Genomic DNA, 26079 nt, shown 5'->3' with positions numbered 1-26079 from the left:
GGAGTTAATTTCCTAGTTCCCAGCCTTGATTTTTGAGATCCTGCATCGCCTTCTTGAACTCATGCACCGGGTTCTCTTCGCGAATGATCTCAAGAACAACGTTATTGACTCCACACGTTTCTCTGACGACCTTGCCCAGTCCATTCCAGTCAATCACTCCAGTGCCGATTGGATCGTGACCCCAGGTTTCCGTACCTGTATCAGAAATATGCACAAGTCCAATTGACTCGTGGTTGGAGAGCAAACTTTTTACGGGATCTTCTCCTATGTAGGCAGCATTGGCCACATCGTAGACGATCTTGACTGAATCGTCGTTGACAGTGTTTACGACCCCTACCAGGTCCTGGATGGTAGGGGTGAAGCAATAGGGAGTGTTTTCGAAAAGCAGTCGCGTGCCCGCCTGTTTGGCCAGCGGAATGAGATTCTCCAGACTCTCGTACATCCACCCGTAGGTCTTTTCAAGCGAAGGTGAGATCATGGGACGCCTTGTGCCTGGGGATATCACAACCTCGCGGACGTCCCAGGCTGCAGCCAAGTCGATCACCGACTTAATGTGCTCAATGCTCTTGCGACGCATATTGGCGCCCGGACTGGCCAAATTGATGTCATATCCGCCGGCATTCAGCGACCTGATTTTGGCGCCGTATTGAGCGAGTCTTGCATAGGCTGCCGAGCGCTCGGAGCTGGACATTTCATCCGGCCAACAATGTGGAGAGCTTATCGGAACTTCAAAAGTCTCATACCCGTTGTCGACCAATTCAGAAATCGCATCAATAGCCGTGGATGACCATAGATAGGAAAACGTATTGATGATCATTAAGAACATCCTCTCAGTTCTGCGCCATGGAGAAAAAACTTGTTTCATTCATAACGCTATGCGAATTTCGATCCTGCGTAAGGGATCGCGTCCTTGGCAAGCCAGGCGGCTCGACGAGACCTGGGGCAGAGACACGCCCCTTCTTGCCCGGTCGAGCCGCCACGGCATCCTGTGGACAAGTGTGCCTACCGGGAACGCGTCGCTTCGTCTGCGGCCTGCGGAGTGCTCAGGAGCAGGCGTTCGCCTTCGAGTACCTCGGGGTCGGCGGGAGCTACGGTGGCTCGGGCGGCGCGGCTGCCGGTCTCCGGGAGGGTGAAGTAGACGATGAGGCTGAGGGCGACAATGGCGATCATGTAGACCGCGACGAGCATTGGCTGTCCGGCGCCGACGAACGCAGCGGCGATCAGCGGCGCGGTGCCACCGAAGACTGCTATCACGATTTGGTGTGCGAAGCCGATGCCCGATACCCGTACCGAAGCTGGGAACAGCTCGGCCTGGATGGTCGGATATACCGACTGCCAGATACCGAGAACCACCCACCCGGACGCCGATACCAGCACGTAAACACCGAAGCCCGGCTGGTTCAGCAGCAGGAGCATGGGGTAGAAGAGAACGATCATGCCGATGGCGCCGATGATGGGGAAGATTTTGCGTCGGCCGAGTCGATCGGAAAGCGCGCCGCAGACCGGCACGATGATCACGAGCAAGGCCAGTCCGATAACGCTCCCGGCCAGGGTGGAGGACAGGTCCCGGCCGGTGGTCAGCTTGGCGTAGGTGGGAAGGAAGGTGGCCCAGGTGTAGTAGGCTACGGCCGGGGCAGAGAGCGCTGCTGCCTGCAGCAGCGCCTTCGGGTGTTCGCGAAGGAGTTCCATCAGGCGGGCCGCGGCGGACTTGTGATCGACGAGGGACTCTGCCTCAAACTCAGGGGTCTCCTCTGCCCGGGCCCTCAAGATAAGGCCGACGATGCCGAGGATGCCTCCCACGACGAATGGGATGCGCCAGCCCCAGGCGGCGAGGTCGGCGGGTGAAAAGGATGATGTCACCAGTGCCGCGGCGCCAGTCGCTACGAGGGTCGCAAGGCCGCTCGCCATGTTCGTGAAGGAACCGAACAGGCCCCTCCGGTTCGCTGGAGCGTGCTCAACCATGAACGCGATGGCGCTCTGTCCCTCGCTACCGGCCGAGATGCCCTGGATGATGCGTGCAACCAGAAAGAGAACGGGCGCAGCGTAGCCGATGGTCGCAAACGACGGCGTGAGGCCGATGATAAGCGATCCTAGCGCCATCCCGGAGACGGACAGCGTCAGGATGAGCCTTCGGCCGAAACGGTCGGCCAGTGGAGAGATGATGATGCCGCTGAGGGGGCGTACAACAAACCCGACGGCGTAGGCGAGCAGTGCCGCGATCAAGGAGGCGAACGGGGAATCACTTGGAAATATCTGTGATGAGAACACCGCTGCCAGGAGCCCGTAGATGTACCAGTCGTACCACTCCACGAAGTGGCCGATCGTGCCTGCAACGATGTTGTGGCGGCTGCGGCCGGGCGCCTTGAGCTGATCGGAAGGGTCCGGGCTGCGGAGGGCGTTTTGCGAGGTCTTCATTGAACTCTCCATATTTTCACGTTTGTTGCGGAGGGATATTGGACGATTTCCCGGACACCTGAAAGGGGTATGCGGGTCTCGCCCGGCTGTAACTCGGCTCGACGGACAATCGACCGCCAAGACCAACAGCCAGAGCAGCTTGGAGCGGGACAGAAGCTGATCCAAGCTGCCCATATTTCATAAATGAGATCGGTTGCTGAGATCGGTTGCAAGCAACGATACGGATGCGATGTGATCCTTGTCAACGTTTCCTGTGCTCGCGGCGCAGATATCGAAGATAGGCCTCCGACCCAGTGACTAATCCCCCGACGCGGTTCACGTCAATCGACCGGAAGGGGCGCCTGATTGTTGAAGTCCTGGAAATGCACTCCGGCCCAAGCACACTCCAAGCTGCCGTACACCGACCAGTATTCATCCCAGTGGGCTAGTTTCCACTGGTCTCGTTCCAGTCCGCGCAGGGTGAGCCGCCTACGTAGAACGTCTTGGGGTACCCTGACCCGTATCACGGTGATCGTGGGTGACGGCCATTGGAATTCTTCTGCCACACGACTCAGATAGTCTGGTTCTCCGAAATAGGCTCCAAAGGGAGCATCAAGGACCACTGATCGGCCGAGACGCAGGTTTATCCCCGCCACATCCATGAGAGTCTCGTACTCGAGGGGCAGCAAATTGCGGCGATAGTAGTCGTTGGACTCGCGGTCGGTGGGATCATGGCCGGTGGCGGTCAGTGCGAATTCGACGAAGCGGCCACTGACCCGGTCCTTGTCCAGGTACGCAGCCTCATGCTGTCGTGCAGTTTGTTGGGCAATGGTCGTCTTTCCCGATCCCGCAGGGCCGATGACAATGAAGACTTTGGGGGCCTTCATTGGCGGGCCTCTGCTACGGCTGACAGGAACTCCTTGGCGGCCTCGGTGACGCGGGAGAAGTCGCCATCGGGTTGCCATGCCTTTGTCACGTAGCTGCCGACGCCGACGCCTGCCACGCCCGCCGCGAACCATTCGCCTACGTTGTCCAGGGTTACGCCGCCGGCGGGCATGATCGGCAGATGCGCCAGCGGAGCCAGCACGGATTTGGCGTAGGCGACGCCGCCGGCTTCGGTGGGGAAGAGCTTGAGGATGTCGGCGCCTGCCTCGGCGGATTCAACCAGCTCGGTCGGTGTGTAGGCGCCGCTGATGGTTGGTATCTGGTAGCGGTTCGCCGTGCGGATCATCGCGGGGTTCAGCTGCGGACTGACCAGGAACTGAGCGCCGGCGCGGATGCATTCGTACGCTGAGTGTTCGTCCAGCACTGTTCCGGCACCGACCGCTACGCCGGCGGACCCATGCTTGGCGGAGAGCCGACGGATGACGTCTACGGCGCCAGGAATTGAAAGAGTGATCTCGAGCGCCCGGAACCCTCCTTCGATGGCAGCTTCCGCGACGCGCTCGGCAACCTCCGCATTTTCCAGTCGCACGATGAGGACGGCCCCGGACTCGTCGATGGTTTGCAGGGTGCGAAGTTTCTTATACATGCTGGCCTTTCTCTGGGTTGGTATCTCTATCTTTCTGAGTGGCCCGACCCTTGTTGGTGTTTGGTTCCGTTGACAAACTCTCCCACCATCCATAGTGTTATTGCAACCGATCTCAGCAACCGATCTCATCAAAGGGGGTATTGCGGTTGACGCACGTACGCACAATCATTCTGGGCGCTTCCCATTGGCATGTTCCGCTCTGTGCGCAGGCCATTGCCGAAGAGCACGAGGTCATCGGAGTCGGTGACGACGATGTATCTCGCGTGCAGGTGCAGGAGCTGGCCAAAGGCTGGGGTGCACCGGTTGAAGCCGACTGGCGGAAGCTGATTGCTCTCCCCGATCTCGGACTCGCATATGTCTTTGGTCCCCATGACGGTATGGCCGAAAAATGTCTCGCCCTGATCGAGCGCGGTATTCCGTTCGTCGTTGAAAAGCCACTGGGCACTTCCCTTGATGAGCTTTCAACCGTGCGTCAGGCCGCCGAGGCAGCTGGCGTGCCTGCCACCGTCCCCCTGGTCCAGCGCGGCGGACCCACAGATCAGTGGCTTGCCAAGGCGGGCCGGCCCACTTACCAGCGGACCTCATTCATCGCTGGTCCGCCATCCCGGTATCTCGACAGTGCTAACCCTTGGATGCTCGACCCCGTCAGGGCGGGCGGGGGTTGCCTGGCCAACCTTGCACCGCATTTTGTCGATCTGTTCCTCCAGGGCTGCAATGAGCCGGCCTCACATGTGGACTCCCGGCTGTCATCGGTTCTTCACAGCCAGGCTGTTGAGGATCATGCCAGCCTCATCATCACGACGCCGGAGGGCCGCGAAGCCATTGTGGAGGTTGGCTATGCATTCCCCGGCTCGCCGCTTAAGCGCTACTGCAGCTTTACCTCGGTCGGTGAGACAGGATTCGCCTCCGTTGATTCGGACGGCACAGCTACGTTCACGGCACTGGATGGCACCACGGAGGTCGACAAGATAAATGTGGATAGCGACCCTCTTTACGATCCGTTCGTGCGGAGCGTCGCCCGGACGCTGGATGATGGATTCCGGGGCCTGCCGACGCTGGCCCAGCTCGAAGACGTTATGCGCCCGATTTGGCAGGCCTATGACGACCAGCACGGAGGAAGAGAACATGCCTGATCTGAGTATCGACGTCGTCGCGAAGGCTGCCGGTGTCCACCGGTCCACCGTTTCCCGGGCATTCTCCCGGCCGGAAGCCGTGAAAAGGGAAACGCGTGAACACATCCTCAAAGTTGCCGAAGGGCTCGGTTACACGATGAGTCCACTCGCCCAGGCTCTTCGGACCAAGACCAGCACATTCATCCCGCTGATCGTTCCTGACATCACCAACCCGTTCTTTGCCGAACTTGCCAAGACAATGACACAGGCAGCCGACGACCGCGGTTACCAGCTGCTGCTCTGCGTCACCAACGGGGACCCGGCCAAAACCGACGGATACTTCACCGCCATGCAGGCCATGTATGCCCCCTTCGGCATAGTCGCACCCTCCACAAAGGTCGACACCGAGGCCATGAAGCGCTTCGACTTCGGCCACAAGGTCGTGGTGATCGACCGGGTTGAAGGGGACGATGCCGTCCCAACGGTCACCGTCGACAGCCGCCGCGGAATCATGATCGCCCTGGAGCACCTGCACTCTCTGGGGCACACCTCGATCGGCTACGTATCCGGCATCGCCGGAACGCACACCGCCCAGGACCGGATGGACGCCTATCTGGAGCTGTCCGCCGAGAGCGGCAGTGCACCTGTCGTGCTGGACAGCGGGTCCGATCTGGATGCGGGCACGCGCGGGGCAGAGCATTACCTCGAGATGGACAATCCTCCAACGGCAATCATCGCGGCCAACGACATGGTGGCCTTTGCGGTCATCTCGGCACTCGGCCAACGTGGCGTACGGGTACCGGAGGACGTGTCGGTCATCGGCTTCGATGGTCTCGCTCTCGGCGCCCGGTTCAACCCTCCTCTGACTACGGTTCGCCAGCCGATTGCCGACATGGGACACATCGCCATCGAACTGGCTGAGAAGCAGAACATTGACGGCTCCGTGGACCACATCGTCCTCGAACCTCAGCTTCTGGTCCGCGGCTCCACCTCTGGACCACGCAAATGACCAGGGGACAGGAGTCAACGCTCCGGCGTCTGCCAGGGCTCCAGCACACAGACCACGTCGGCCTGACAGTGCCAAATCTGGAGGAAGGCATCCGTTTCTTCGTCGAAGTCCTCGGAGCTGAGGAGCTCTACCGCTCCGAGCGCGGGCCCGACGAAGAATTCATGCCCACAAACTTCGAAGTCCCGGCAGATGCCAAGCTCACGCTCGCCATGTTGCGCCTGCCACCAAACCTCAACATCGAGCTTTTCGAATGGAGCAGCGCTGCGCGGCGTGATACCCCGCCGCGGCACTGTGACGCCGGTGGGCACCACCTGTGCTTCGTCGTGGACGACGTAGATGAAGCGATCGCAGTGCTGCAGGAAATACCTGGGGTACGCGTGCTCGGTGAGCGCAAAGAAGTCGCTGGCGACAGCCCCCGAGTAGCCGGCAATCGCTGGACATACTTCGTCACCCCTTGGGGATTGCTGATGGAAATCGTGGATCGATCCCGCGTCGCAGCCCCGCCCCGGCTGGTCGGTCCCACGGACTGGGCAGCACCTCCAAACACTTCAGAAAGGACATAAACAATGCGGCTAGCCGGTCACACACTAGGCACCCCGGACCACACGGTTCCCCAAGCACTTGATCTATTCCGAGCCGCAGGGCTCGATGCCGCCGAAGTCATCTACCAGAATGACTACAAATCAGGATTGCCATTAGGTGACCGGCGTGCCGCGATGGAGGCAATGAAAGCGGCCGAAACCGCAGGGATACCCATCGTAGGTCTGACGCCTTACACGACCGCCATCAACTCACTGGACGACGCGGAATGGCGCACAGCAGTCGATGAATTCCGCGGCGCCATAGAAACCGCACACCTGCTGGGCGCTGACCGGGTACGTGTCTACGCCGGATCCTGGCACCCCGGCGACAACGACCACGCGGCGCGTTGGGGAAAACTGCGTGAAGCATTGGAGACCCTTGCACCTGAAGCAGACCAGGCCGGGGTTCGCCTTTGTGTAGAAAACCACTTCGGCACCATGACCCAGACCGCGGCGGACACCGCTGCCCTGGTCCGCGAAATAGCCCACCCGGCCGTCCGCGTTCTCTACGACCAGGCGAACCTGACATTTACTCACGACGAAACGTACGAACAGGCCTTCGCTGTTCAAGGTGACCTGATCGGTCACGTTCACGTGAAGGACCTCGTCTTCACGGATCCCAACGCGGCCTTCCGCGCCACTGAAACGGCCCGGGTCGACGCTTCCGAACGGGCGGTCCGGTCCCGCGTCGTCGGAAGCGGCGTCGTTCCGTGGCCCCAAATTCTCGCCGGGTTGCTGGAGCATGGCTACGACGACGTCCTGAGCATCGAACTCGAGTACCGTTGGCACCCGCAAGACCTCCCCGCGCCCGAGGACGGATTCCGCGAATCCGCCGCCGTCCTGCGCTCAATGCTCTCTGAAGTGAGGAACGCCTGATGACCACCAACCGTCTCCGCGTCGGAGTTGTCGGCGCGGGCAATATCGCCACCATTGCCCAATTGCCCACCCTCGTCCAACGCGATGATGTTGAGTTGGCCGCTCTGGTGTCCCGGCGTGAGGACCCGGGCAACCTGGTCCGGCGCTGGGGCTTCAACGCCGCGTACAAAACGGTCGAGGACATGCTGGACTCCCAGGAGCTGGATGCAGTATTCGTCCTCACGCCCCGGTCTGAGCACGCCCACGCGGTCCAGCTGTGCCTGGGCCGCGATGTTGACGTGTTCTGTGAGAAGCCGCTGGCTCCGGCAACCGATGAGGCAGAACGTCTGGCGGACCTCGCCGACCAGCGCGGCCGCATCCTGATGGTTGACTTCAACCGCCGCTACGCCCCGGTTTATACGGCCGGTCGGGAAGTCTTTGGCGACAAAGGCGCCACCTTCTGCGTCGCCCAGAAAAACCGCCCTGGATCGGAATACCGTGCGACATTCGAGAACGCCATTCATATGGTCGATCTCCTCCGCTGGTACTGCGGCGGCGAGCCGGTGGACGTCGCCGCCCACGCCGCCGGTGACGACCCTTGGGAAGAAGACGGCGTCGCAGCAACCATCCGCTTTAGTACCGGGAACACGGGCGTCCTGATGGCAGCCCGCACGGCAGGTGCATGGAACGAAAAACTTGACGCCTACGGCGACGGAAAGACCGTCGAAGTCAGGGCACCGGAGACGGTTTCAACCACGGTCAAGGGTGTCACCACATCGCGGGAACTTAGCGCCGAGGCCTATGGCTGGGCCACTGCGACAGAAACTCTGGGCTTTGCGGCCGCCGTTCATCATTTCCTGGACCGGGTTGCTGACAGGGCGCAGCCGCTTACCTCAGGCCGGGAAGCTGTCCATACCCAACGCTTGCTCGACCGGATTCTCGCTGCCTCCGGTTTGCCGACAGAAGAGCAGGCCGGCCGGGAATGGGCCAGCCACGCAGTAAACGGAAGCTAACAACCAACCGAGCTCGCCCATTCTCCACTGCACTTCCAGTCCTTGATGCGGGCACCGTGGAACCTGGCTTGAACAAACCTGCTGAAAATACGGAGGTGCAAACATAGCTCTATTTCGCCTGCGTCAGGGCAGACCACACATCGGGGGAGCGGGGAGACAGCCGTCACGGGGCCGGCTCACCGCGCTTGCCGGCATCCTGCTGGTCGCGTTCAGCGCCAGAGAAGCGGTTTCGGCGGTGTCCCCGCTCCTTGGTCCAATAAGCGAGGACCTTCCCCTCGATGCGGTGACGACAGGGATTCTTGGGATGCTGCCGACCGCCGGCTTCGCAGTGATGGGCTTCCTGGCTCCGCCGCTCCTCCGGCGTATCCAGCTGGAACACCTGCTACTGGTCTCGATCCTGCTGACAACACTTGGTCAGGTCGGCCGCGCACTGGGATGGAACATCCCGTCATTCTTGGTGTTCACCGGCATCGCCATGCTCGGGATCGGGGTGGTCAATGTCGTGATTCCGCCTCTGCTGATGAGGTACTTTCCCGACAAAACCGGGATCCTCGCAACGCTCCACATAACTCTCCTGGGCGCCAGCACGGCCGTGGCCGCCCAATCTGCCATACCCCTGGGCAATCTTTATGGCTGGCGGTTCTCCATCGGCATTTGGGCGGCCGTCAGCGCGGTCGCTGCGATGCCCTGGCTGATTCTTCTTGCAGGCAAGCGGACTGTTGCCCGCTCCGAGACATCACCAGCCCACGATGGGCCGTCTCCCCCTGCGAACGCGATCAAACCCTGGAGATCATCAATTGGCTGGGGAGCAGCACTGATCTTCGCTGGTTGCTCGAGCAATACTTTCGCGGCGCTCAGTTGGCTTCCCGCTGTTCTTGTCGACAGAGGAATGAGTCAGGATACCGCTGGATCCATGCTGGCGCTCTATTCAATGCTCGCCGTGCCTGTCGCCCTGATTGTGCCTTTGGTGGTCGTGAGAATGCCTCGCCCGCTACCCGTCGCAATCCTGTTTGTCGTCGCATTCGCCATCGGTTACGGAGGCATCATCTTTGCTCCACCAGCCTCTGCGGTGGTCTGGGTCGTCATAGCCGGACTTGGCCAAGGCGCGTACTCCTTCGCGTTCACGATGATCAATAAGCGAACGCGATCACAATCCGGCTCGGGGATCCTGTCCGGGTTCGCCCAGGGAGTCGGCTACGCCCTCGCGAGCGTTGGCCCGTTCTTTTTTGGGCTCCTGCATCATCCAGGGGACGGCTGGCTGCCCTCGTTTGGCATGCTCGGAGGCTGGCTCGCGGTGCTTTCGGTAGGAGCCGTGATGGTCAACAAGCCACGCATGCTCGAAGACGCCTTTCGGGCGGCTCGCCCAGCCGCCAACGAAGCAAGAAACTGATGCAGAGCCCGGCAACGGCAAATCCAAAACCGAAATAACCTGCGCAGTCAACCGAGAACGCCTGGCCCCCGAAACCGGAACCACATAGATCCTTGACAGACCCTTCTTGCCACCCTATGTTTATTGCAACCGATCTCAGCAACCGATCTCAGTGTTACTTAAAGAACTTCACCGATCTCAAGGGAGAGACTTTATGGTCACCTGCTTCGTCCCTGGCAGCATCTTCGGCGGCCCGACATCATGACCGAGACGGCACATGCCCCGCGTGTCGCCGTCGTGGGAGCGGCCGGCTGGGCCGGATCACGGCACGCGCGGGCCTTTGCCGCGGCAGGTGCCGATGTCACCATCCTTGTGGAGAAGGACGGGCGCGGCGTTGCCCTCGCTCAGGAGTTGGGCGCACAGGTGGTGCCCAGTACCGCGGAACTGCACCCCGAAGACTTGGACCTGGTAGTCGTAGCATTGCCCACCACCATGCAACCGGTCGTATGCGCAGATCTGCTGAACAGGGGATTCCGAGTGTTGACTGAAAAGCCGGTGGCCGCAGATGCCGAAGGTGCTGCCGTCCTGGCTGCCGCTTCCGGGGTGCACGAGAGACTCATGGTTGGGTATACGCTCCACCACCATCCCGCCGCCGCACTGGTCTCTGAATGGATCAGGAACAAGGACGTGATCGCCGTGTCTGTCCGTTCCGTCGCCCACAAACAAAACGTCAACTCATGGCGCGCTGACCCGAAAGAGGGCGGCGTCGCTGTAGTGAATGGCATTCACGCCATCGAATTAGTCTCATCATGGTTCAACGGCGACCCAAAAGTACTGGCCACCAGCGCCAGCAGCAACCTCTATGGGTCGCCGGTACCGGAGCACGTCGTCTCCACCCTCGAATTTCCTGAGGGTGTCATATTCACCATGCAGAGCTACTGGTCTCCCTGGCAGGAACCTCAAGGACTCAATCAGGGCGACTGGAGCCTCACCATCGACGTCGTGGCCACTGAGGGCCGGATGTTGTGGACCAACGACTCCCTTCACGTGTGGGAGCGCGACGGCCGCCAGTACGTAAAGACCTTCGAGCCCTCCGACCTCTTCCTGCGCCAAGCGGAGACGGCGCTGAAGTTCTGCAAGGGTGGAACCCCTGCAGTCACATTCGCCCAGGCACTCCGGGCTACACAAATCGCCGATGCAGTCCTGGCAGCGGCACCTTCCCGCACTGAGGATGTGGTCTCCCGGTAACATCTCAAAACCTGACCGCCGACCGAACAATCTTTAACTAAGGAATTAGACATGAAGCGAGCAACTCATGGCCCCACCGCAGGAGAACCGCGGCGCAGCCGCATCCAGAGTGGGGAGAACCGATGAGCCTCAAAGACCAGGTGGTTCTGATAACCGGATCGAGCGGGGGAATCGGCGATGCTGCTGTCAGCGCATTCGTAGCCGCAGGCGCCCTCGTTATCGGCGCTGATCGTTCCCCCAAGGAGGACCAGGCGCTGGGGGCCTTCTATCCTCTCGACATCACCTCTGAGCAACAATGCGCAACGGTTATCCAGGACATCAAAGCCAGATTCGGCCGCATCGATGTCCTCGTCCATGCAGCAGGAGTGCTCGGGACCACGCCGGACATTATGGAGACAACCACAGAAGAGTTCGACTCCATTCTGAGGATCAATGCCTCTGCAACGTTTTCGATGGTACGAGAGACAGCGAAGTCAATGCTTGAGTCCGGCACGGCCGGCGCCATCGTGGTCTTATCCTCCGTTGCGGCCAAAGAAGCACGCCTGAACTACCTGCCTTATAACGCGAGCAAACTCGCAGTCCTACACATCATGTGGTCGTTTGCAGAATTGCTTGGGCCTCAGGGCATCTCTGTCAACGCCGTCGCACCAGGTCCGGTGAACACACCCATGTGGGCACAGTTTGCCAAAGATTCCGGCCCGGATGCGGCTGCCAACCGGGCGAAGCGGGCAGCGCAACTGCCGATGCGTCGGTTTGCCGAACCCGACGAAGTCGCACGCGCCATCCTTTTCCTGACCGATCCCGACAACCGCTATATCACCGGCGTGTCTCTCGATGTGGCCGGCGGAGCACACCTGGGAATCGGAACCTGAACCCCCTGCACGGTGCCGCGCAATCATAGAGGCCATCACGCGCCTTTTTGCGGGTGGCAACCCAGCGTACACATACGCCAGGCAAACCCAGCACCGACCCCTCAAGGCTGTGTCTGAGCAACCCCAGCGAAGTCAAAGTCTGAATCTACGAGGAGAAAACGATATGTCCCTTCTTTTGGTCCAGTTCAAGCCCCTCGGGAATGTTTAGGTGAGAGAAATGAAAACTGCGATTCGACATCATCACACTGCCCTGCACGTAACGGACATGGAGCGCAGCGCCCGGTTCTACGTGGAAGGACTTGGCCTTACCCGCTTGAAAGCGTGGACATCGGGCCCATACGTCGGCGAACTCTACGGCCGTCCCAACGTCAAGGTCAAAGCACTAATGCTCACAACGGGCGACGGGACCTTCAACCTGGAACTGGTCCAGGTTGAGGATCCGCCACCCGCCGTTAACCCATCAGAGGCGCAGCCAGGGACTGCACATCTTGCTTTCACCGATATTGACGTGCGCATGGTTTACGCCAGAATGACAGCGCTCGGGTATAGGGCTTTGTCCGAACCGGTCGCTCCGACTTCGGGCCCAGTTTCGGGAGGCCTGCTGGTATACCTGCTCGATCCGGACGGAAATCGCGTGGAGCTCATTCAGGCGCCAGACTGGCGGCCAAGCGACGACTCATGAGCCACCCGCACCCCGGAAAAACATGCTCGGAATGCTTAAACGCCAGGTGACCATATCGGGCAAAGTGGGGGAATATCGCATGGAAGTAGGAGCACGGCTTCACGATTCCAGCTGGCAGGGCCGCCACTCATCGACCGAGCCTGAGTCTCCTCGATAGCAGTGACCTCTCCGCCGAGAAAGCCGATCCTTTGCAAAAAGTCTGTGGCAAGGACGTGCTGCGCCACCTGATGTTTGGCTTGAGTAGGGAAAAGGCATCCCCCTTATCTTGTCATCCCAATGGTGCCGCACCTTCAGCGCCCGGGACGGCAAGGAGCATCAAACCCTGTCCTTTAGAGAAAGTTTCGTACGGGCGTGGATTGCAGCCTGGTCCTCGAGCTTAACGCTGTGCCCGCGTCAAAAGAGGGCGAGGTAGTGTCCCTGTTCGGGGGCAGCTTGTGGTGGGCGAGCAGGCTGCGCATGTGTTCTGCCCGCAGGCCGTCTGGTTCCTGATCCAGTGCTTCGTGGCTGAGGGGGTCTCGCCGGCTCCGAGTCGCGAGGTCGTCGCCAAGCACACCCCGGAATGGTCTTGGCGGGCGCGCTGTCAGGCTCGGCGCAAGGTGTTGGCTACCCCTTGAATCCCTGGGGCCACTGCTATTCGGCCTGCGGCACCACCCGGGTGGTAGTTGGATCCGATCGTTTTGGAGGCTGGGGATCTGGTTGCTCGTGCTGACCACAGGAGCAGCCATGATAAGCCGTCCTGTATGCTCGAGGGCCCAGATAATTTCGGGGTTGAAATGACTGATGCAGGTTGTCAGAATTTCCCCAATATCGTTGCCGGCCTGGCGGAGCGGGAGCCAGTTCAACAACATCATCGACGTTCCCGGCTTTGAATCCGGCCGTCGTGAGGGACTTTGCAATGGCCGGTCCGCCAGCCAAGGCAACGAGACACCCCTCGTTTCCGCAAATACAAGGAACATCTGCGCCGCGTGGAATGGGGATATGTCCAACGGCGCCAGCAGTGCCCTTCATTCCGCGGAGCAAGGTGCCACGGCCAATCAGCCCCGCGCCGATGCCAGTGGAAGCGTCAACAGCGGTCATGTCCGTCGCGGCAGGGCCTCAACAGGTGTTCGCCGTCCCCCAAGAGGGGAGCCGACGCTGGCTTCGTGGCAGAATTCGAGCTCATACCGGCGCCAGGTCTCCACACGGTCCGGAGACGCCGTCTTAAGGGCCGTCGTAGCCCCATCCCAAGGCGAGCTTGCCGTCTTCGTCGAGGGGAAGATGGGCCCACTGACCGGTGGGCAGGGCGTTCGGGCGGTGCATTGGTCAGGCTCCTTCGCTGGCATTGGTATTGGTGTTGGTGTTGAACGAGATTCCAGGGAGGGACAGGCGGTGGGGCCTGGCTCGTCTACACGTTGAGCTCTTGCCGTGAGTTCCAGCGCATTCGGCCCCCGCGGGTACTTATGACGCGGGCTAGGGGCTTGTCAGAGTTTAGGGATTGCAGTTCCGATGAGTTGGTCGCGAAAGGGCACGCCACATGACCGCTTGGAAGCGGCCATGCGGCGTGCTTTTCTAGGCTGGGTCTGGGCAGCAGAACTCTTGCTTCAGTTATCCCTTGACACCACCGGATGTCATGCCGGCAACAAACCAGCGCTGGAAGGCCAGGAAGATTGAGAGAACGGGGATGAAAGCAACGACGATGAATGCAGCGAAGAGTCCCCAGAAGCTACCGAAGCCAGTGGTGATATACCGCACGATGCCGTTCTGGACGGTCTTCATGTCTTCTGTGGTGGCGAGGACGGTGCCTACAAGGAAGTCATTCCAAACGAATACGAAGATGAAGATAGCTACGGCAGCGATGCCGGGACGGATGAGCGGGAGAATGATGCGCCACAGGATCTGTATCCGGGAGCAGCCATCGATTGCGGCCGCTTCCTCAATCTCGACGGGTATGTTCTCGATGAAGTTGCGCAGAAACAGGATGGTCTGTCCACAAATGATGGCCGTGTAGACGACGATCAGCATCGGGTACGTGTTGATTAAGGCGGTTTTGACGAACATGGAGTACAGCGCGATAAAGACCACGATTGCCGGAACCATCGATAGCACCAGGATCCCGGTCATAAGAGTTTCCATGCGGCGGCTTCGGTACCTGGTGGCAACATATGCTGCAGGAATGGAAATCGCCAACGCGAGGGCGATAGATCCGCCAGCGTAGATAAGGGAGTTTACAAAAAACCGGATGTTCGTTGAAGTCAGCAGGCCTGCATAGCCCTCGAATGAGATCGGGTCCGGAATCCATCTCGGCGGGAATTCAAGGGTATCCGAGGCCGTTTTCAGCGAGGTGGATACGATCCATGCGACAGGCGGTAGAACGATCGCAGCTGAGAGGGTGACGTATGCCCAGGCCGGAACCGCCCGAAGGGCCGCGCCGACGCGGCCTTGGCGACGTGAAGTTGTGGTGCTCACAGGCTTTCCTTCCGTCGGAAGCGAATCGCGACAAGAGTGAGGACAATGTTTACGGCAAAAAGGAGGATGGCCGTTGCTGATGCCCCGGAGAGATCGAACTTGTCGAACATCTGGTTGTAGACCCGCATTGACAGCGTCTCGGTCGATCCGATGGGACCGCCTCGTGTCGTCACCAGGATGATGGTGACCATCTGTACATAGAGCATGAGTAGAACGATCACGACGGAGACGATGGTGTTGCGCAGGTGAGGCAACGTGATGTTCACAAATGCATGCCGGATCCCCCCGCCGTCCACTTTGAGGCTTTCGTACAATTCCCCTGGAATGGTTTGAAGGGCGCCGAGAAAGAGAAGCATGGCTTGCGGGTAGGACCACCATGCCGTCATCAGAGTCACGGCAACGAGCGCACTGTTCGGGGACGAGAAGACATCAGTAGGACCGAACCCAAGGGATTTAGTGATAGCTGAGGCCGGACCGTAATTGGGGTTGAGAAACCACAGCCAGATTGTTCCTGCTGTGGCCTGGGACATGAGCCACGGCAACAGGAAGAGGCTGCGGACGGAGCGCTTGAATCGGTGCAGGTTGTTCAGCACAATCGCAGACAAGAGCCCCGCGGGCAATGCAATGACCAGCGCCCCGAGCGAAAATACAAGGGTTGTCCAGATGCGACCGGGAAGATCGGAGTCTGAGAACAGCTTGGTAAAAGAGTTAAGACCGGAGAATTTTCCGATCTGGTAATACGAAGTCTCATGAAGCGCCGTCCATGCCGTGTAGATGAGTGGTCCAACAAAGACAAAGAGGAACACGGCAGTGACGGGGACGACGTACAACCAGACCATGCGGTCCTTACGAGCCCGGCGGGAAGCCTGGATGCCTGTGGGCGGGGTGGCCGTCTGAGATGAAGTGCGGGTCGGGCTGTTTGTTGACATTATCTCTCCCTTCCGAGGGGAGCCTGATTCGTCAGGCTCCCGACGGACGTTGGGGGCTATTTCTTGTTGGCCGCATCCTGGGCGGAACGGATAAATTCGCTGCCCGATGTACCGTTGAGGGTCAGTTTCTGTCCGGATTGGGAGAGCCCGGTGGCCAGCGAGGTCCAGCTATTGGAGTACGTGCGGGGTTTGCTGTTGCTCTTGACGTAGGCGGCGATGTCGTTCACCGTTTTCGCTTCGGGCGTGGAGAAGAATGGCTGCTCATAAGTGGCAGCGCGTGTGGGGACCTCACCGCCGGTGGCCATCTTTGCCCCGGCTTCGGGACCGGTCATGTACTCGATGAATTTCCAGGCCGCCTCTGTGTGCTTGCTTCCCGAGCCTATTCCCAAAGTCCACCCGATGGTGGTGCCGGTGGTGTCGCCAGTGGATGCCTTTGGCAGGGAGGTCCACTTGAGGTCCGGGTTCTGCGAGCCGAAGGAAACGGCCCGTTCCGTGCCGAGGACTGCCATTGCGACAGTGCCGCTGGCCATGCCGTCTGCTACGGTGCCGTACGTATCGGAAACGACATTGCTACCCAGAGCCTTTGCGTCCCGGAGCTTGGTGAGGAAGTTGCCAAACTCCTCGCCCTTCTTTGTCGCAAAATCTGCTTGTCCGTCCCCAGTCCATATTTCCTGATCAACCTGCGTCATGAAGCAGTTGAAGAAAGTGCTGATGATGGCTGAGTTATCGGTGTCCGAGAACCCGGTTCCGAACCCGGTGAACCCAGCTGCGGCAGCTTTTCGTGCAACGTCGACGACTTCCTCGTAGCTGGTTGGAGTGGCCGCACCGATCTGAGAAAGAATCTTTTGGTTGTAGTAGAGGGCGCAGGTCCGGTATTCATAAGGCACTGCGACCTGCTTGCCGTCAGGACCGGCAAGAGTGTCGGTGGGGCGAAGCCAGTCCTTGACTTTGGACGAAGCATCAGGCAGCGGCGAGTAGACGCCGGCGCCTGCCATTTGGGGGACGAGCGGGGTGAACATCTTAAATACATCCGGCGCCTGACCGGCCGCTGCTGACTGCGGCAGCCTGTTCAGCATGTCGCCCAATGAAACAACGGAGAGGTTGATCTTGATGTCCGGATTTGCCGCCTCGAAATTGGCGATATTTTCCTTCAGGGCTTTTGAGCGCGGATTAGCCTGGCTGGGATCGAGGAAGTCCCAGTAATTGAGCGTCACCGGCCCCCCAGATTCCGGAGTTGAGGGGGAGCAGCCGCTGAGAGCAAGGCTGGCTACGACTGCTGTGACGAGTGCCAAGCCCCATCGCTTCTTTATCATGAATCTCTCCTGTGTACTGGGTTGCTGATGCGGGAGCATGCCGTATTCAAAACGACGCCTGCTGAATGTGGGGCTACCGAAGGTCCGGGGATGAGCGAGTTGATCATCGAGTCTCTCCTTTGAGATCGGTTGCATTGACGAGCAGTGAGATCGGTTGCTGAGATCGGTTGCAATAAACATAGGGCTGCAGGGAGGCCCTGTCAAGGATTCTTTTAGTGCGGAACTTGGGGGTCCGGAGTTCTCGATCGTCTCGAATATTTTGTCTGTGGTCTGCTGCGATCGGGCTCTATCCGTTTCTTGCCACACCCAGTGCGCCTACACGCGTTGCGTGGTGGACCACATGTTCCGCAACTATGATGGCGTCCTCAAGGTCGAGGGCGAAGTTGGCAACAAGAAGACCTACGGCCCCCGCGTCTGGGGCGCCGTGGCGGAGGCCGGGCTCGCTGGCCGGATCGTTGACGCAGCTCAGCAGCTTGGTTCCGTGGGCAGGACCTTCTAGGCGGCAGCTAAGATGCCGCAGGCGAACCGGTATTCGGGTTTTCAGCTGGAAGTAGCCGGGTCTGGGCCCACAGCTTAGTCTCTTACATCTTCGGCGAGGATACGTATCGGATGCGTGGGCATGCCTTGACGAGGGCGTGCCGGCTTCCCGAGTCGGGGTGCGAATCTAGGAAATCCCTGTAGTTACGTGCGTCCTACTGGCTGTTTGTTGCCTATGGAGAGTTCCACGAAAGGGGTTAAGGTCGGCCGCGCTGGGACTGTGCTGACGGGAGAGGACGAAGCGGGCATGTGCTCTGGCTATGACCGGTGAACCCATCCGGCGCCGCCGCACACATAGACCTCACCCTAGCGAAGGATGAGGCGCCCCCGAATGAACGACAACGCAGTGCCGATACTGCTCGGCACTTTCCGGCAGGCCGAGTACTGGGTGGACCGCAACGGTACCAGACACGCCCTGGTCGACATGAGACGTGACTAGCTGGAGAACGTGCTCTGGTTTCCCGCGGGCCCGACCCGAAAAATTCTTCGAAGCCGCGTTCCTGGAAGAAAACAACCGGCTGTTCCGGGCTGGCTTCGACCCTCTCGTGGATTTCCAAGGACCAGTCCTCGTTCTGGAGTCAACGACGCCTTGGAATGGTCCCCGAAAGGAACAGACTTGGGCGTCCACACTGCCGAACACCTTGCCTTAGTTGCGGATCAACTCAATCGCCGGCCACATGAAGTCTTGGGCTGGGAGAGTTTCCCTGGCCGGCAAGCAGTACCGGGCGGCACTGACCGGCAGCCGGTGGCCGTACGAGGTCCCCAAGGAAGGCCTGGGAATCGGCCGGCAGCTGGGCTGGCGGACCAGGAAACTCACCAATGACAGGCAGATAGGATCAATACCGTGACCACGGACGAAGAGCACTTCCGGCTGATAGTGAACCGCCCCTACTACTACGGGTATCCGATGACGGGTAAAACCGTGTACGCCTACACCAAAGAGGAATGGGGCATCGGGGCCAGTTCAGGCGGCGGGGATCATAAACTGATCCGGTCCTTCTACTTCAGCCTTCTGGCAGCTGTCTTCATTTTTCTCCCGGCAACCCTGGCGTGCCTGATCTTCGGAGTCCTGGTCCTGTTCAAGATGCCGCTCCTGACGCTGGTCATGCTGTTCTTCGGCGCCCTCTTCGGCCTCGGCGTCCTCCAGGGCTACTTCAATGTCAAAGAAGAGTGGCAGGGACGGAGGGCCCGGAAGCTCACTGGCCTGCCGAAGCCCTGTTGGCGGGCTGCCGACGACCACGCCTACGAATGGTTTCTGGCCCACCCCGACAACCGCATCCCGATGACGCTGGAATACTTCCCGAATTCGGTCCAACTTCGAAAGGAAGCGGGCCTTCTCGACCGCGGGGATTAGAGTGATCCGGCGGAGACTGCAGGCCTTATAGAAGACCAGGACGGCGGCCACAGCCGCGCCAGCGCTCACGGCGGCACCTACGACGAGGCCGAAGTTTGTCGCCGTGGTGAGCGCCATTTTCAGGGCTCGAACGGAGCCGTGCCCTTGCCACCTGCCGCCGACGAGAAGATAGTGGAGGAATTGACCACTCCGGCAGGAGGACCGCATTGCTGCTGGAAAAGGGTGCAGAGCCAACCGGCCTGTTACGTGGCCGAACGGCCTTGGTCTACGGCGCCGGCGGCCCGATCGGCGGTGCAGTGACATCGCTGGGCTCCGCCGAGCTCGGACGGAAGCCGAGGGGACGCCGACGGTTAAGGTAGTCGTTGCCAGACACCTGGCTCTCTTTCCTGCCGATGCTGCTTACCGTCGAGGGGGTGCTCTGGTCAGGCGGTGGACGTGATCGGCGTGTCCGTTATTCAGCCGATCCATTTCCGGCCGCTCCAGGGCCACGGTTCCGGGTGGAAGCCGACTTGCCAGACCTTGCCGGCGGCCCTGGCCGCAGTCAGTTGTGCAGAAACCACGCGGTCAGCCTGCGGCCGCGAGCGCGTGTGCGGCGGCCAGGACCTGCGGGCAGGCGTCGTCCAGCTTGCCTGCGCGGAGCAGGCGCATCACGTCGGCGGAGGGTTTCCGTTCCCCGTCCGCCCATTGCCGGACGGCCCGGGCTTCCTTCACGGCCCCGATGTACGCGACCAGTTTCGCTCCCAGCAGGTCTTTCACAGCCCTCGCCAGCACGTCGTCGGGCAGCCGGATGGAATAGCGTTCTGGCACCGGTAACTGGCGGCCGCCATGTGCGTAGTCGGACCATGTTGGAAGAATCATGGCGCTGGACCTGATGCGAGCTGACAGACTGTGGACATGGCCAGGGGAACTCTTCGCATATTTCTGGGTGCGGCGCCAGGGGCGGGCGTGACTTTTGCGATGTTGCAGGAGGCCCACCAGATGGTGACCAGCGGCAGGGATGTTGCTGTGGGCATCGCTTTGGACCATGGCCGGGTGCAGACACGGGAGCTGCTGAGGTACCTTGAGACGGTGGCCCCGATGTCGGAGGAACACAATGGTTCTGACCGGCCGGAGATGGACGTCGACGCCGTGTTGGCCCGGCATCCCGAGGTTGCTGTCGTTGATGAGTTTGCCCACGCTAATGCTTCCGGATGCAGGAATCGTTACCGGTGGCAGGACATCGAGGAGCTGCTCAGCGCGGGCATTGATGTGCTCTCCACCATCAGTATCCAGAACCTGGCATCTCTGGAAGACGTCGTATCCGGCATCACTCAGGTGACGCAAAAGGAAACGGTGCCCGATGAGATCGTTCGCGGGGCAGACCACATCGAGCTCGTGGATATTTCTCCGGAACTACTGCGTCAGCGGATCGCGGATGGGAACATTTATCCCCGAGGCGCGGTTGACGCCGCCCTGGCTAATGAATTCCGGCTTGGCAACCTCATCGCGTTCCGCGAGATGGCACTGATCTGGCTCGCGGACAGGGTGGATGAGGGGCTCGCGAAATACCGGGCCAGCCATGGCATCACAGAGAACTGGCCGGCCAGGGAACGCATCGTCGTCGGTGTCGCGGGAAATCCTGGGGACGATGCGATCATCCGGCGCGCATCGAGGATTCTTTCGAGGGTCAATGGCGGTGACTTTCTGGCCGTTCATGTCCGCCCTTCGGCCGGCCGGCCCAAGGAATCGCTGTCAGCCCTGGCAGAGCAGCGCCAACTCGTGACAGGCCTCGGTGGCAGCTTCCACACCATCTCCGGCGAGGACGAAGCAGCGGCTTTGTTGGAGTTTGCCCGCAGTGTCAACGCAACCCAGCTCGTCATTGGGATCTCTCGGAGCCGGTTTCCCAACCGTCTGCTTGGCAGGGACGTCCCATCCAAAGTAGTTCGGGGTTCCGGAGACATTGACGTCCACATGGTTTCCCACCCTTCAGCCGCTGGCGGACTGCCGAGGGCAAACCCGTGGGGGCTGGGCAGTGCCAGGACAACAGCCGGTTTTATCCTTGCGGTGCTCATCCCGGCCCTCGCCACATCCGTTCTGTCATTGACTCCGGAACTGAACTTGGCCACCCATGTTCTGGTGCACCTCACCGGAGTAATGGCGGTGGCGTTTATCGGAGGTCTCTGGCCGGCCGTGCTGGCAGCGCTCCTCGATTCATTGCTGCTCAATTACTTCGAGACCGACCCGGTCGGAACATTGCGCATCAATGACCCGCAGAATCTCTTCGCGCTCCTGGTATTCCTGGGCGCGGCCATCACGGTGGCCCTGCTGGTAGGACTTTCGGCGAAGCGAACGCAAGAGGCTGCCCGAGCCCGGGCTGAGGCGGCAACCCTGGCGGATTTGGCCAGGGACGCACTCATCGAAGATGACACCATAGCGGCGTTTCTGGACAAAGTCCGTGAGACCTTCCATGCCGGCTCGGCGGGGCTATTCACCAGGGAGGACACTGGCAGCGAGTGGGAACTGCAGGCAAATGCAGGAGAGGTCCCGCCTGCGCCACCGGGCGCGGAGGAACCCGGCAACGGCGCTTATGCACTGGCGGATCAGCAGACAGCCCTAGCGGTCTCCGGCAAAACCCTCACCGGCGGGGACCGGCGACTGCTGACAGCGCACGCGGCCCACCTGCTCCTGCTTCGGGAGCGACATGCACTTCAGCTCAGGCTGAAAGACACCACGCGGATGGCTGAGGGCAATAGTATCCGGACATCCATCCTGCGCGCCGTCAGCCATGACCTCCGGACACCGTTGGCAGGTATCAAGCTTGCGGTCACCTCGCTGCAGCGCCAAAAAAGACGGCTTCCGGAAGAGATTCAGAATGAAATGCTGGACACCATTGATTCCTACACCGACCGCCTTGATTCCCTGATCGGCAATCTCTTGGACATGTCCCGAATATCGAGCGGATCCGCTGCTCCGCTCACATCCCCGGTGACCTGGCGCGACGCCATCGAAGACGCCCTGCGAGGGCTCCCTCAACGAAATATACGCGTCGACCTGGCCCCCAACATGCCCCCCATCGACGCAGACCTTGGCATGCTGGAACGCGTCATCGCCAACATCGTCGAGAACGCCCTGAAATATGCAGCCGGTTCCGATATCGTCATCGTCGGCCCATCCACCGGATCGGGGGCCTCCACCATCAATGGTCGCCCTTGCGGCGAACTACGGATTGTGGACCATGGCCAGGGTGTGCCTGCAGAGGACGTGGTCGCCATGTTTGAGCCGTTCCAACGGCTGGATGACGCGCCGGAAGGACTCGGTATAGGACTGGGACTTGCCGTTGCCAAGGGGTTCACCGAAGGGATGGGCGGACAGCTGACGGCGGAGGCGACGCCGGGAGGGGGGCTGACGGTCGTGATCCGGCTGCCCCTTTCCACCGGCCCTCAGCTCACCCGCACCGAACCGCATGGCAAGGGAAGCGGCACGCCATGAGGACTGTACTTGTCGTGGATGATGAGGCCCAACTCCTGCGCGCGTTGCAGGTGAACCTCCAGCTTGAGGGCTACCAGGTACTCACTGCGCTGGACGGGACAACGGCGCTCCTGCACGCCGAAAGAAACCACCCGGATCTGATCGTCCTGGACCTGGGTTTGCCGGATATCAACGGAGTGGACGTCATAACCAGGATCCGCCGTTCCAGCACCACACCGATCATTGTCCTCTCGGCCCGGCACGGGTCCGTGGACAAAGTCCGGGCCCTCGACGCCGGAGCGGACGACTATGTCACCAAACCCTTTGGGCTGGACGAACTCCTCGCACGGTTGCGGGTCGCCGAACGCCGCCTGGGCACATCTGACGCGCAGGAACGGACCGTTGACGTCGGGGACTTCGCAGTGGACCTCGCAAACCGCAAGGTGATCCGCGACGGAGTAACAGTACGGCTCACCCCGAGGGAGTGGGCCATCCTGGAGCTGCTGGTTCGTAACCCCGGACGGCTCATCACCCAGCAACAAATGCTGGCCAAGGTCTGGGGCCCTGGTTACGAGGGTGAGACCCACTATCTGCGTGTCTACATGGGACAGCTGCGGCGAAAACTCGAAGCCCAGCCAGCTCGGCCCAGTCACCTGCTCACCGAAGCCGGGATGGGCTACCGCTTCGAACTATAACGCCGCTGCAAGATACCCGGATCGCCGCCCGGCCGCTCCGGGCAAAGGTTACGACGGCGGTGTAAATGATTCGTCAATAAATCCACTTTCTGCGATTCGGTGCTCTTCGCCGGTGTTAGCTTCGGCATTATCGGCGGTGCGGTGCGGTGCGCCGCGCGGAAAGGAATCCATGACCACGTTGAGCAGGCCCCCGGCTGATCCATCGGCCCTCAAACCCGCCGGCAAGCAGGCCCTGAAGAACTGGTTGCTGTTCGGACTCCAGGACAGCAAGGGCACCCACCTTGGTCCTGGCGGCATCACCACTGCCCACGAGAAGAAGCACCCCTGGTGGCAGGTCATGTGCCTGACCGGCGTCGACTACTTCTCCACTCTGGGCTACCAGCCGGCCATCGCTGCCTTGGCCGCAGGCGTGATTTCACCGCTGGCAACAATGGTCCTCGTCGCCGTCACCCTGCTCGGCGCACTGCCGGTCTACCGCCGAGTCGCGGGGGAAAGCCACCGCGGCGAAGGTTCCATCGCCATGCTTGAACGGCTCCTTCCCCGCTGGGGCGGCAAACTCTTCGTCCTGATACTGCTCGGATTCGCTGCAACCGACTTCATGATCACCATGACTCTTTCTGCCGCGGACGCCAGCGCACACCTAATTCAGAACCCCGTCGCCCCCGGATGGCTGCAGGGCCAGAACATCCTGGTCACCCTCGTCCTGTTGGCACTGCTGGCGGCGGTCTTCCTACGCGGCTTCAAGGAAGCCATCGGGGTTGCCGTCACGCTCGTCGTCCTCTACCTGGGCCTCAACGCCGTAGTTGTCGCCGCTACCCTCATAGAGGTGTTCAACCACCCGGTTGCCATGGGTAATTGGTGGACGATCCTATGGACCTCGCACGGGGACCCGTTTATGGTCGTGGGAATCGCCCTGCTCGTCTTTCCTAAACTTGCCCTCGGCCTGTCCGGCTTCGAAACAGGAGTAGCCGTCATGCCGCAGGTCAGCGGTGACGAAACCGACACCGAGGAAAACCCTGCGGGCCGTATCCGTGGCACCCGCCGTATGCTGACCACCGCTGCCGTGATAATGAGCTGCTTCCTGGTCACCACCAGCTTCATCACAGTCGTCCTGATACCCGAGCAGGCATTCCAGCCCGGCGGACAGGCCAACGGCCGTGCCCTGGCCTTCCTGGCACACGAATACCTCGGCGTCGGATTCGGCAGCATCTACGACATCAGCACCATCGCCATCCTGTGGTTCGCCGGCGCCTCAGCGATGGCTGGACTACTGAACCTGGTCCCGCGCTACCTGCCCCGATACGGCATGGCACCGGAATGGGCCAAAGCCGTCCGCCCCCTGGTACTGGTGTTCACCCTGATCGGTTTCCTCATCACTTACCTCTTCGAGGCCGACGTCGACGCCCAAGGGGGCGCATACGCCACCGGCGTCCTGGTCCTGATGACCTCAGCAGCAATCGCCGTGACCCTATCGGCCCGCCGCCGCAACCAGCGCAAACGCACCATCGGCTTCGGCGCCATCTCGGTGGTTTTCACCTACACCACCATCGCCAACATCTTTGAACGCCCCGAAGGCATCAGGATCGCCGGGATCTTCATCCTGGGCATCATCGTGATCTCCCTGCTCTCCCGCGTCCGCCGTTCCTTCGAACTGCACGCAACCCACGTCCACCTGGACCGGCAGGCCCTGGAATTCATGTCCGACACCCTCGAAGGGCCTATCGCGATCATCGCCCACGAACCACTCCGGCTCAGCGCCGACGCCTACCGGGAGAAGCTCACCTCTGCCATTGAGGTCAGCCACCTGCCCTTGGAAAACGAAGCCCTGTTCCTTGAAGTGATCGTCGATGACTCCTCGGACTTCGAAACGGAACTGCAGGTGCACGGAGTGATCCGGCACGGCTACCGGATTCTGGAAGTGCACGGGCCCGTCGTCCCGAACACCATCGCTTCGGTGCTACTCCACATCCGCGATGCCACCGGGCTCATGCCACACATCTACTTCCGTTGGACGGAAGGGAACCCGGTCACCAACCTCCTGCGGTTCCTGTTCCTTGGCGAAGGCGAAATCGCTCCCGTTACGAGAGAAGTGCTCCGGGAAGCAGTACCCGATGTCACCCAACGCCCCTGGGTCCATGTTGGCTAACGACGAGCGTTGGCGTGAGGGCGGATTGGGGGAGCGCCGACCATCCGGGCTGAGGTTCGCCGCAGCTGCCGAGAGCGTCGAAGGCTACGGTGGCCGCGGCGTGGACGGCATCGCCTACCGGCCACCGGGCGACTACCTCTTCAAGGACAAGTCTGGCGGGACCTGGTGGATCATTTTCCACCCATTTCCGACCGATGACGCCCACACCTCCCGCCACGGCGGAGACGTCTTGGCATGCAGCGAATCCCACGAGGAATTAATTCACGTTCGAGTGCTCGCTGCCAACGTCAGCCGTGCAGAGGCCGATGCGGCCTTCCGGGACAACATGCCAACCAGCTATGAGGAAGCGGAAAAAGTTGCCGCACAGATCGGGGCAGGCCAGTTGCCACGTTGACGAGAATCGGTGGCAAGAAACAGACACACCTGGGGTCTCGTAATACAACAGTTTTCCACGACATCCAGGAGTTCCTTGCTCAGCAGATCCCGTAATCGGGCAGCACGCGGATCCTCAAAACTGACTTCTTGGAGATTCAGAGCCAATTCCTGA

Annotated in this window: 24 protein-coding genes and 1 pseudogene; 16 read left to right on the top strand and 9 right to left on the bottom strand. The window is 60.7% G+C overall.

Annotated elements, in window-relative coordinates; all coding sequences use genetic code 11:
* Positions 1 to 4: 4 nt before the first annotated feature.
* From AC07YR_RS13635 to AC07YR_RS13620, 4 genes are all read right to left on the bottom strand, one after another.
* On the bottom strand, positions 5 to 817 hold the full coding sequence (locus AC07YR_RS13635; RefSeq protein ID WP_494734279.1) for a sugar phosphate isomerase/epimerase family protein: 813 nt from the start codon (positions 815 to 817) through the stop codon (positions 5 to 7).
* Between the two features lie 185 nt (positions 818 to 1002).
* Positions 1003 to 2415: an MFS transporter gene (locus tag AC07YR_RS13630; protein WP_436057401.1), complete on the bottom strand. Its 1413-nt coding sequence runs from the start codon at positions 2413 to 2415 to the stop codon at positions 1003 to 1005.
* A gap of 320 nt (positions 2416 to 2735) precedes the next feature.
* The gene (locus tag AC07YR_RS13625) at positions 2736 to 3281 is read right to left on the bottom strand and encodes a P-loop nucleotide/nucleoside kinase family protein (protein ID WP_494734278.1); all 546 of its coding nucleotides are present in this window, start codon (positions 3279 to 3281) and stop codon (positions 2736 to 2738) included.
* A complete protein-coding gene (locus tag AC07YR_RS13620; protein ID WP_436057403.1) occupies positions 3278 to 3925 on the bottom strand; it encodes a bifunctional 4-hydroxy-2-oxoglutarate aldolase/2-dehydro-3-deoxy-phosphogluconate aldolase in 648 nt (215 codons plus the stop codon). Before AC07YR_RS13620 ends, AC07YR_RS13625 begins: the two co-directional genes overlap by 4 nt.
* A gap of 146 nt (positions 3926 to 4071) precedes the next feature.
* Between AC07YR_RS13620 and AC07YR_RS13615 the strand changes: the two genes are divergently transcribed.
* The 9 genes from AC07YR_RS13615 to AC07YR_RS13575 all read left to right on the top strand — a co-directional run bounded on the left by AC07YR_RS13615 (position 4072) and on the right by AC07YR_RS13575 (position 12666).
* Positions 4072 to 5058: a Gfo/Idh/MocA family protein gene (locus AC07YR_RS13615; protein ID WP_494734277.1), complete on the top strand. Its 987-nt coding sequence runs from the start codon at positions 4072 to 4074 to the stop codon at positions 5056 to 5058.
* Positions 5051 to 6046, top strand: a complete 996-nt coding sequence (locus AC07YR_RS13610) for a LacI family DNA-binding transcriptional regulator (protein ID WP_214975519.1) — start codon at positions 5051 to 5053, stop codon at positions 6044 to 6046. Before AC07YR_RS13615 ends, AC07YR_RS13610 begins: the two co-directional genes overlap by 8 nt.
* Positions 6043 to 6609, top strand: coding sequence for a VOC family protein (locus AC07YR_RS13605; protein WP_494734276.1), 567 nt, complete (start codon positions 6043 to 6045; stop codon positions 6607 to 6609). Before AC07YR_RS13610 ends, AC07YR_RS13605 begins: the two co-directional genes overlap by 4 nt.
* 3 nt (positions 6610 to 6612) lie before the next feature.
* Positions 6613 to 7503 carry a sugar phosphate isomerase/epimerase family protein gene (locus tag AC07YR_RS13600; RefSeq protein WP_436057407.1) on the top strand — a complete coding sequence of 297 codons (891 nt, stop codon included), beginning with the start codon at positions 6613 to 6615 and terminating at the stop codon, positions 7501 to 7503.
* Entirely contained in the window at positions 7503 to 8495 is a 993-nt protein-coding gene (locus tag AC07YR_RS13595) for a Gfo/Idh/MocA family protein (RefSeq protein ID WP_436057408.1), read from the top strand. Before AC07YR_RS13600 ends, AC07YR_RS13595 begins: the two co-directional genes overlap by 1 nt.
* Positions 8496 to 8613: 118 nt before the next feature.
* A complete protein-coding gene (locus AC07YR_RS13590; protein ID WP_494734313.1) occupies positions 8614 to 9885 on the top strand; it encodes an MFS transporter in 1272 nt (423 codons plus the stop codon).
* 240 nt (positions 9886 to 10125) lie between these two features.
* Positions 10126 to 11112: a Gfo/Idh/MocA family protein gene (locus AC07YR_RS13585; protein WP_494734275.1), complete on the top strand. Its 987-nt coding sequence runs from the start codon at positions 10126 to 10128 to the stop codon at positions 11110 to 11112.
* 122 nt (positions 11113 to 11234) lie between these two features.
* Positions 11235 to 11984 (top strand): SDR family NAD(P)-dependent oxidoreductase, encoded by a 750-nt coding sequence (locus tag AC07YR_RS13580; RefSeq protein ID WP_436057410.1) that lies wholly within the window; start codon positions 11235 to 11237, stop codon positions 11982 to 11984.
* A 217-nt stretch (positions 11985 to 12201) separates the two neighbouring features.
* Positions 12202 to 12666, top strand: a complete 465-nt coding sequence (locus tag AC07YR_RS13575) for a VOC family protein (RefSeq protein ID WP_436057411.1) — start codon at positions 12202 to 12204, stop codon at positions 12664 to 12666.
* A gap of 630 nt (positions 12667 to 13296) precedes the next feature.
* Here AC07YR_RS13575 and AC07YR_RS13570 read toward each other — a convergent pair.
* The 4 genes from AC07YR_RS13570 to AC07YR_RS13555 form a co-directional block, all read right to left on the bottom strand.
* Positions 13297 to 13743, bottom strand: a complete 447-nt coding sequence (locus tag AC07YR_RS13570; RefSeq protein WP_494734274.1) for an ROK family protein — start codon at positions 13741 to 13743, stop codon at positions 13297 to 13299.
* A 507-nt stretch (positions 13744 to 14250) separates the two neighbouring features.
* Positions 14251 to 15111 (bottom strand): carbohydrate ABC transporter permease, encoded by an 861-nt coding sequence (locus AC07YR_RS13565; RefSeq protein WP_436057413.1) that lies wholly within the window; start codon positions 15109 to 15111, stop codon positions 14251 to 14253.
* The gene (locus tag AC07YR_RS13560; RefSeq protein WP_436057414.1) at positions 15108 to 16040 is read right to left on the bottom strand and encodes a carbohydrate ABC transporter permease; all 933 of its coding nucleotides are present in this window, start codon (positions 16038 to 16040) and stop codon (positions 15108 to 15110) included. Before AC07YR_RS13560 ends, AC07YR_RS13565 begins: the two co-directional genes overlap by 4 nt.
* Positions 16041 to 16096: 56 nt before the next feature.
* Positions 16097 to 17392 (bottom strand): ABC transporter substrate-binding protein, encoded by a 1296-nt coding sequence (locus AC07YR_RS13555; RefSeq protein WP_494734273.1) that lies wholly within the window; start codon positions 17390 to 17392, stop codon positions 16097 to 16099.
* A 265-nt stretch (positions 17393 to 17657) separates the two neighbouring features.
* Between AC07YR_RS13555 and AC07YR_RS13550 the strand changes: the two are divergent.
* From AC07YR_RS13550 to AC07YR_RS13540, 3 genes and pseudogenes are all read left to right on the top strand, one after another.
* Positions 17658 to 17852, top strand: a pseudogene (locus tag AC07YR_RS13550) (class II fructose-bisphosphate aldolase); the annotation flags it as partial.
* A gap of 715 nt (positions 17853 to 18567) precedes the next feature.
* A complete protein-coding gene (locus AC07YR_RS13545) occupies positions 18568 to 18738 on the top strand; it encodes a hypothetical protein (RefSeq protein WP_494734272.1) in 171 nt (56 codons plus the stop codon).
* Positions 18735 to 19244 carry a hypothetical protein gene (locus AC07YR_RS13540; protein ID WP_494734271.1) on the top strand — a complete coding sequence of 170 codons (510 nt, stop codon included), beginning with the start codon at positions 18735 to 18737 and terminating at the stop codon, positions 19242 to 19244. Before AC07YR_RS13545 ends, AC07YR_RS13540 begins: the two co-directional genes overlap by 4 nt.
* Positions 19245 to 19808: 564 nt before the next feature.
* Here the strand turns inward: AC07YR_RS13540 and AC07YR_RS13535 are convergent.
* Positions 19809 to 20102 (bottom strand): hypothetical protein, encoded by a 294-nt coding sequence (locus AC07YR_RS13535; protein ID WP_494734270.1) that lies wholly within the window; start codon positions 20100 to 20102, stop codon positions 19809 to 19811.
* 36 nt (positions 20103 to 20138) lie between these two features.
* Here AC07YR_RS13535 and AC07YR_RS13530 point away from each other — a divergent pair, with 36 nt between their 5' ends.
* The 4 genes from AC07YR_RS13530 (at position 20139) to AC07YR_RS13515 (ending at position 25926) form a co-directional block, all read left to right on the top strand.
* Entirely contained in the window at positions 20139 to 22712 is a 2574-nt protein-coding gene (locus AC07YR_RS13530; protein WP_494734269.1) for a DUF4118 domain-containing protein, read from the top strand.
* The gene (locus AC07YR_RS13525; RefSeq protein ID WP_494734268.1) at positions 22709 to 23386 is read left to right on the top strand and encodes a response regulator; all 678 of its coding nucleotides are present in this window, start codon (positions 22709 to 22711) and stop codon (positions 23384 to 23386) included. Before AC07YR_RS13530 ends, AC07YR_RS13525 begins: the two co-directional genes overlap by 4 nt.
* 169 nt (positions 23387 to 23555) lie before the next feature.
* Positions 23556 to 25532, top strand: a complete 1977-nt coding sequence (locus AC07YR_RS13520; protein WP_494734267.1) for an APC family permease — start codon at positions 23556 to 23558, stop codon at positions 25530 to 25532.
* On the top strand, positions 25498 to 25926 hold the full coding sequence (locus AC07YR_RS13515) for a hypothetical protein (RefSeq protein WP_494734266.1): 429 nt from the start codon (positions 25498 to 25500) through the stop codon (positions 25924 to 25926). Before AC07YR_RS13520 ends, AC07YR_RS13515 begins: the two co-directional genes overlap by 35 nt.
* The last annotated feature ends 153 nt before the right edge of the window (positions 25927 to 26079 follow it).

It is taken from the genome of Arthrobacter sp. GW460-12-1-14-TSB2, assembly GCF_059423525.1.
The sequence above is the reverse complement of the archived record's forward strand: the minus strand, read 5'-3'. Positions and strand labels throughout refer to the sequence as shown.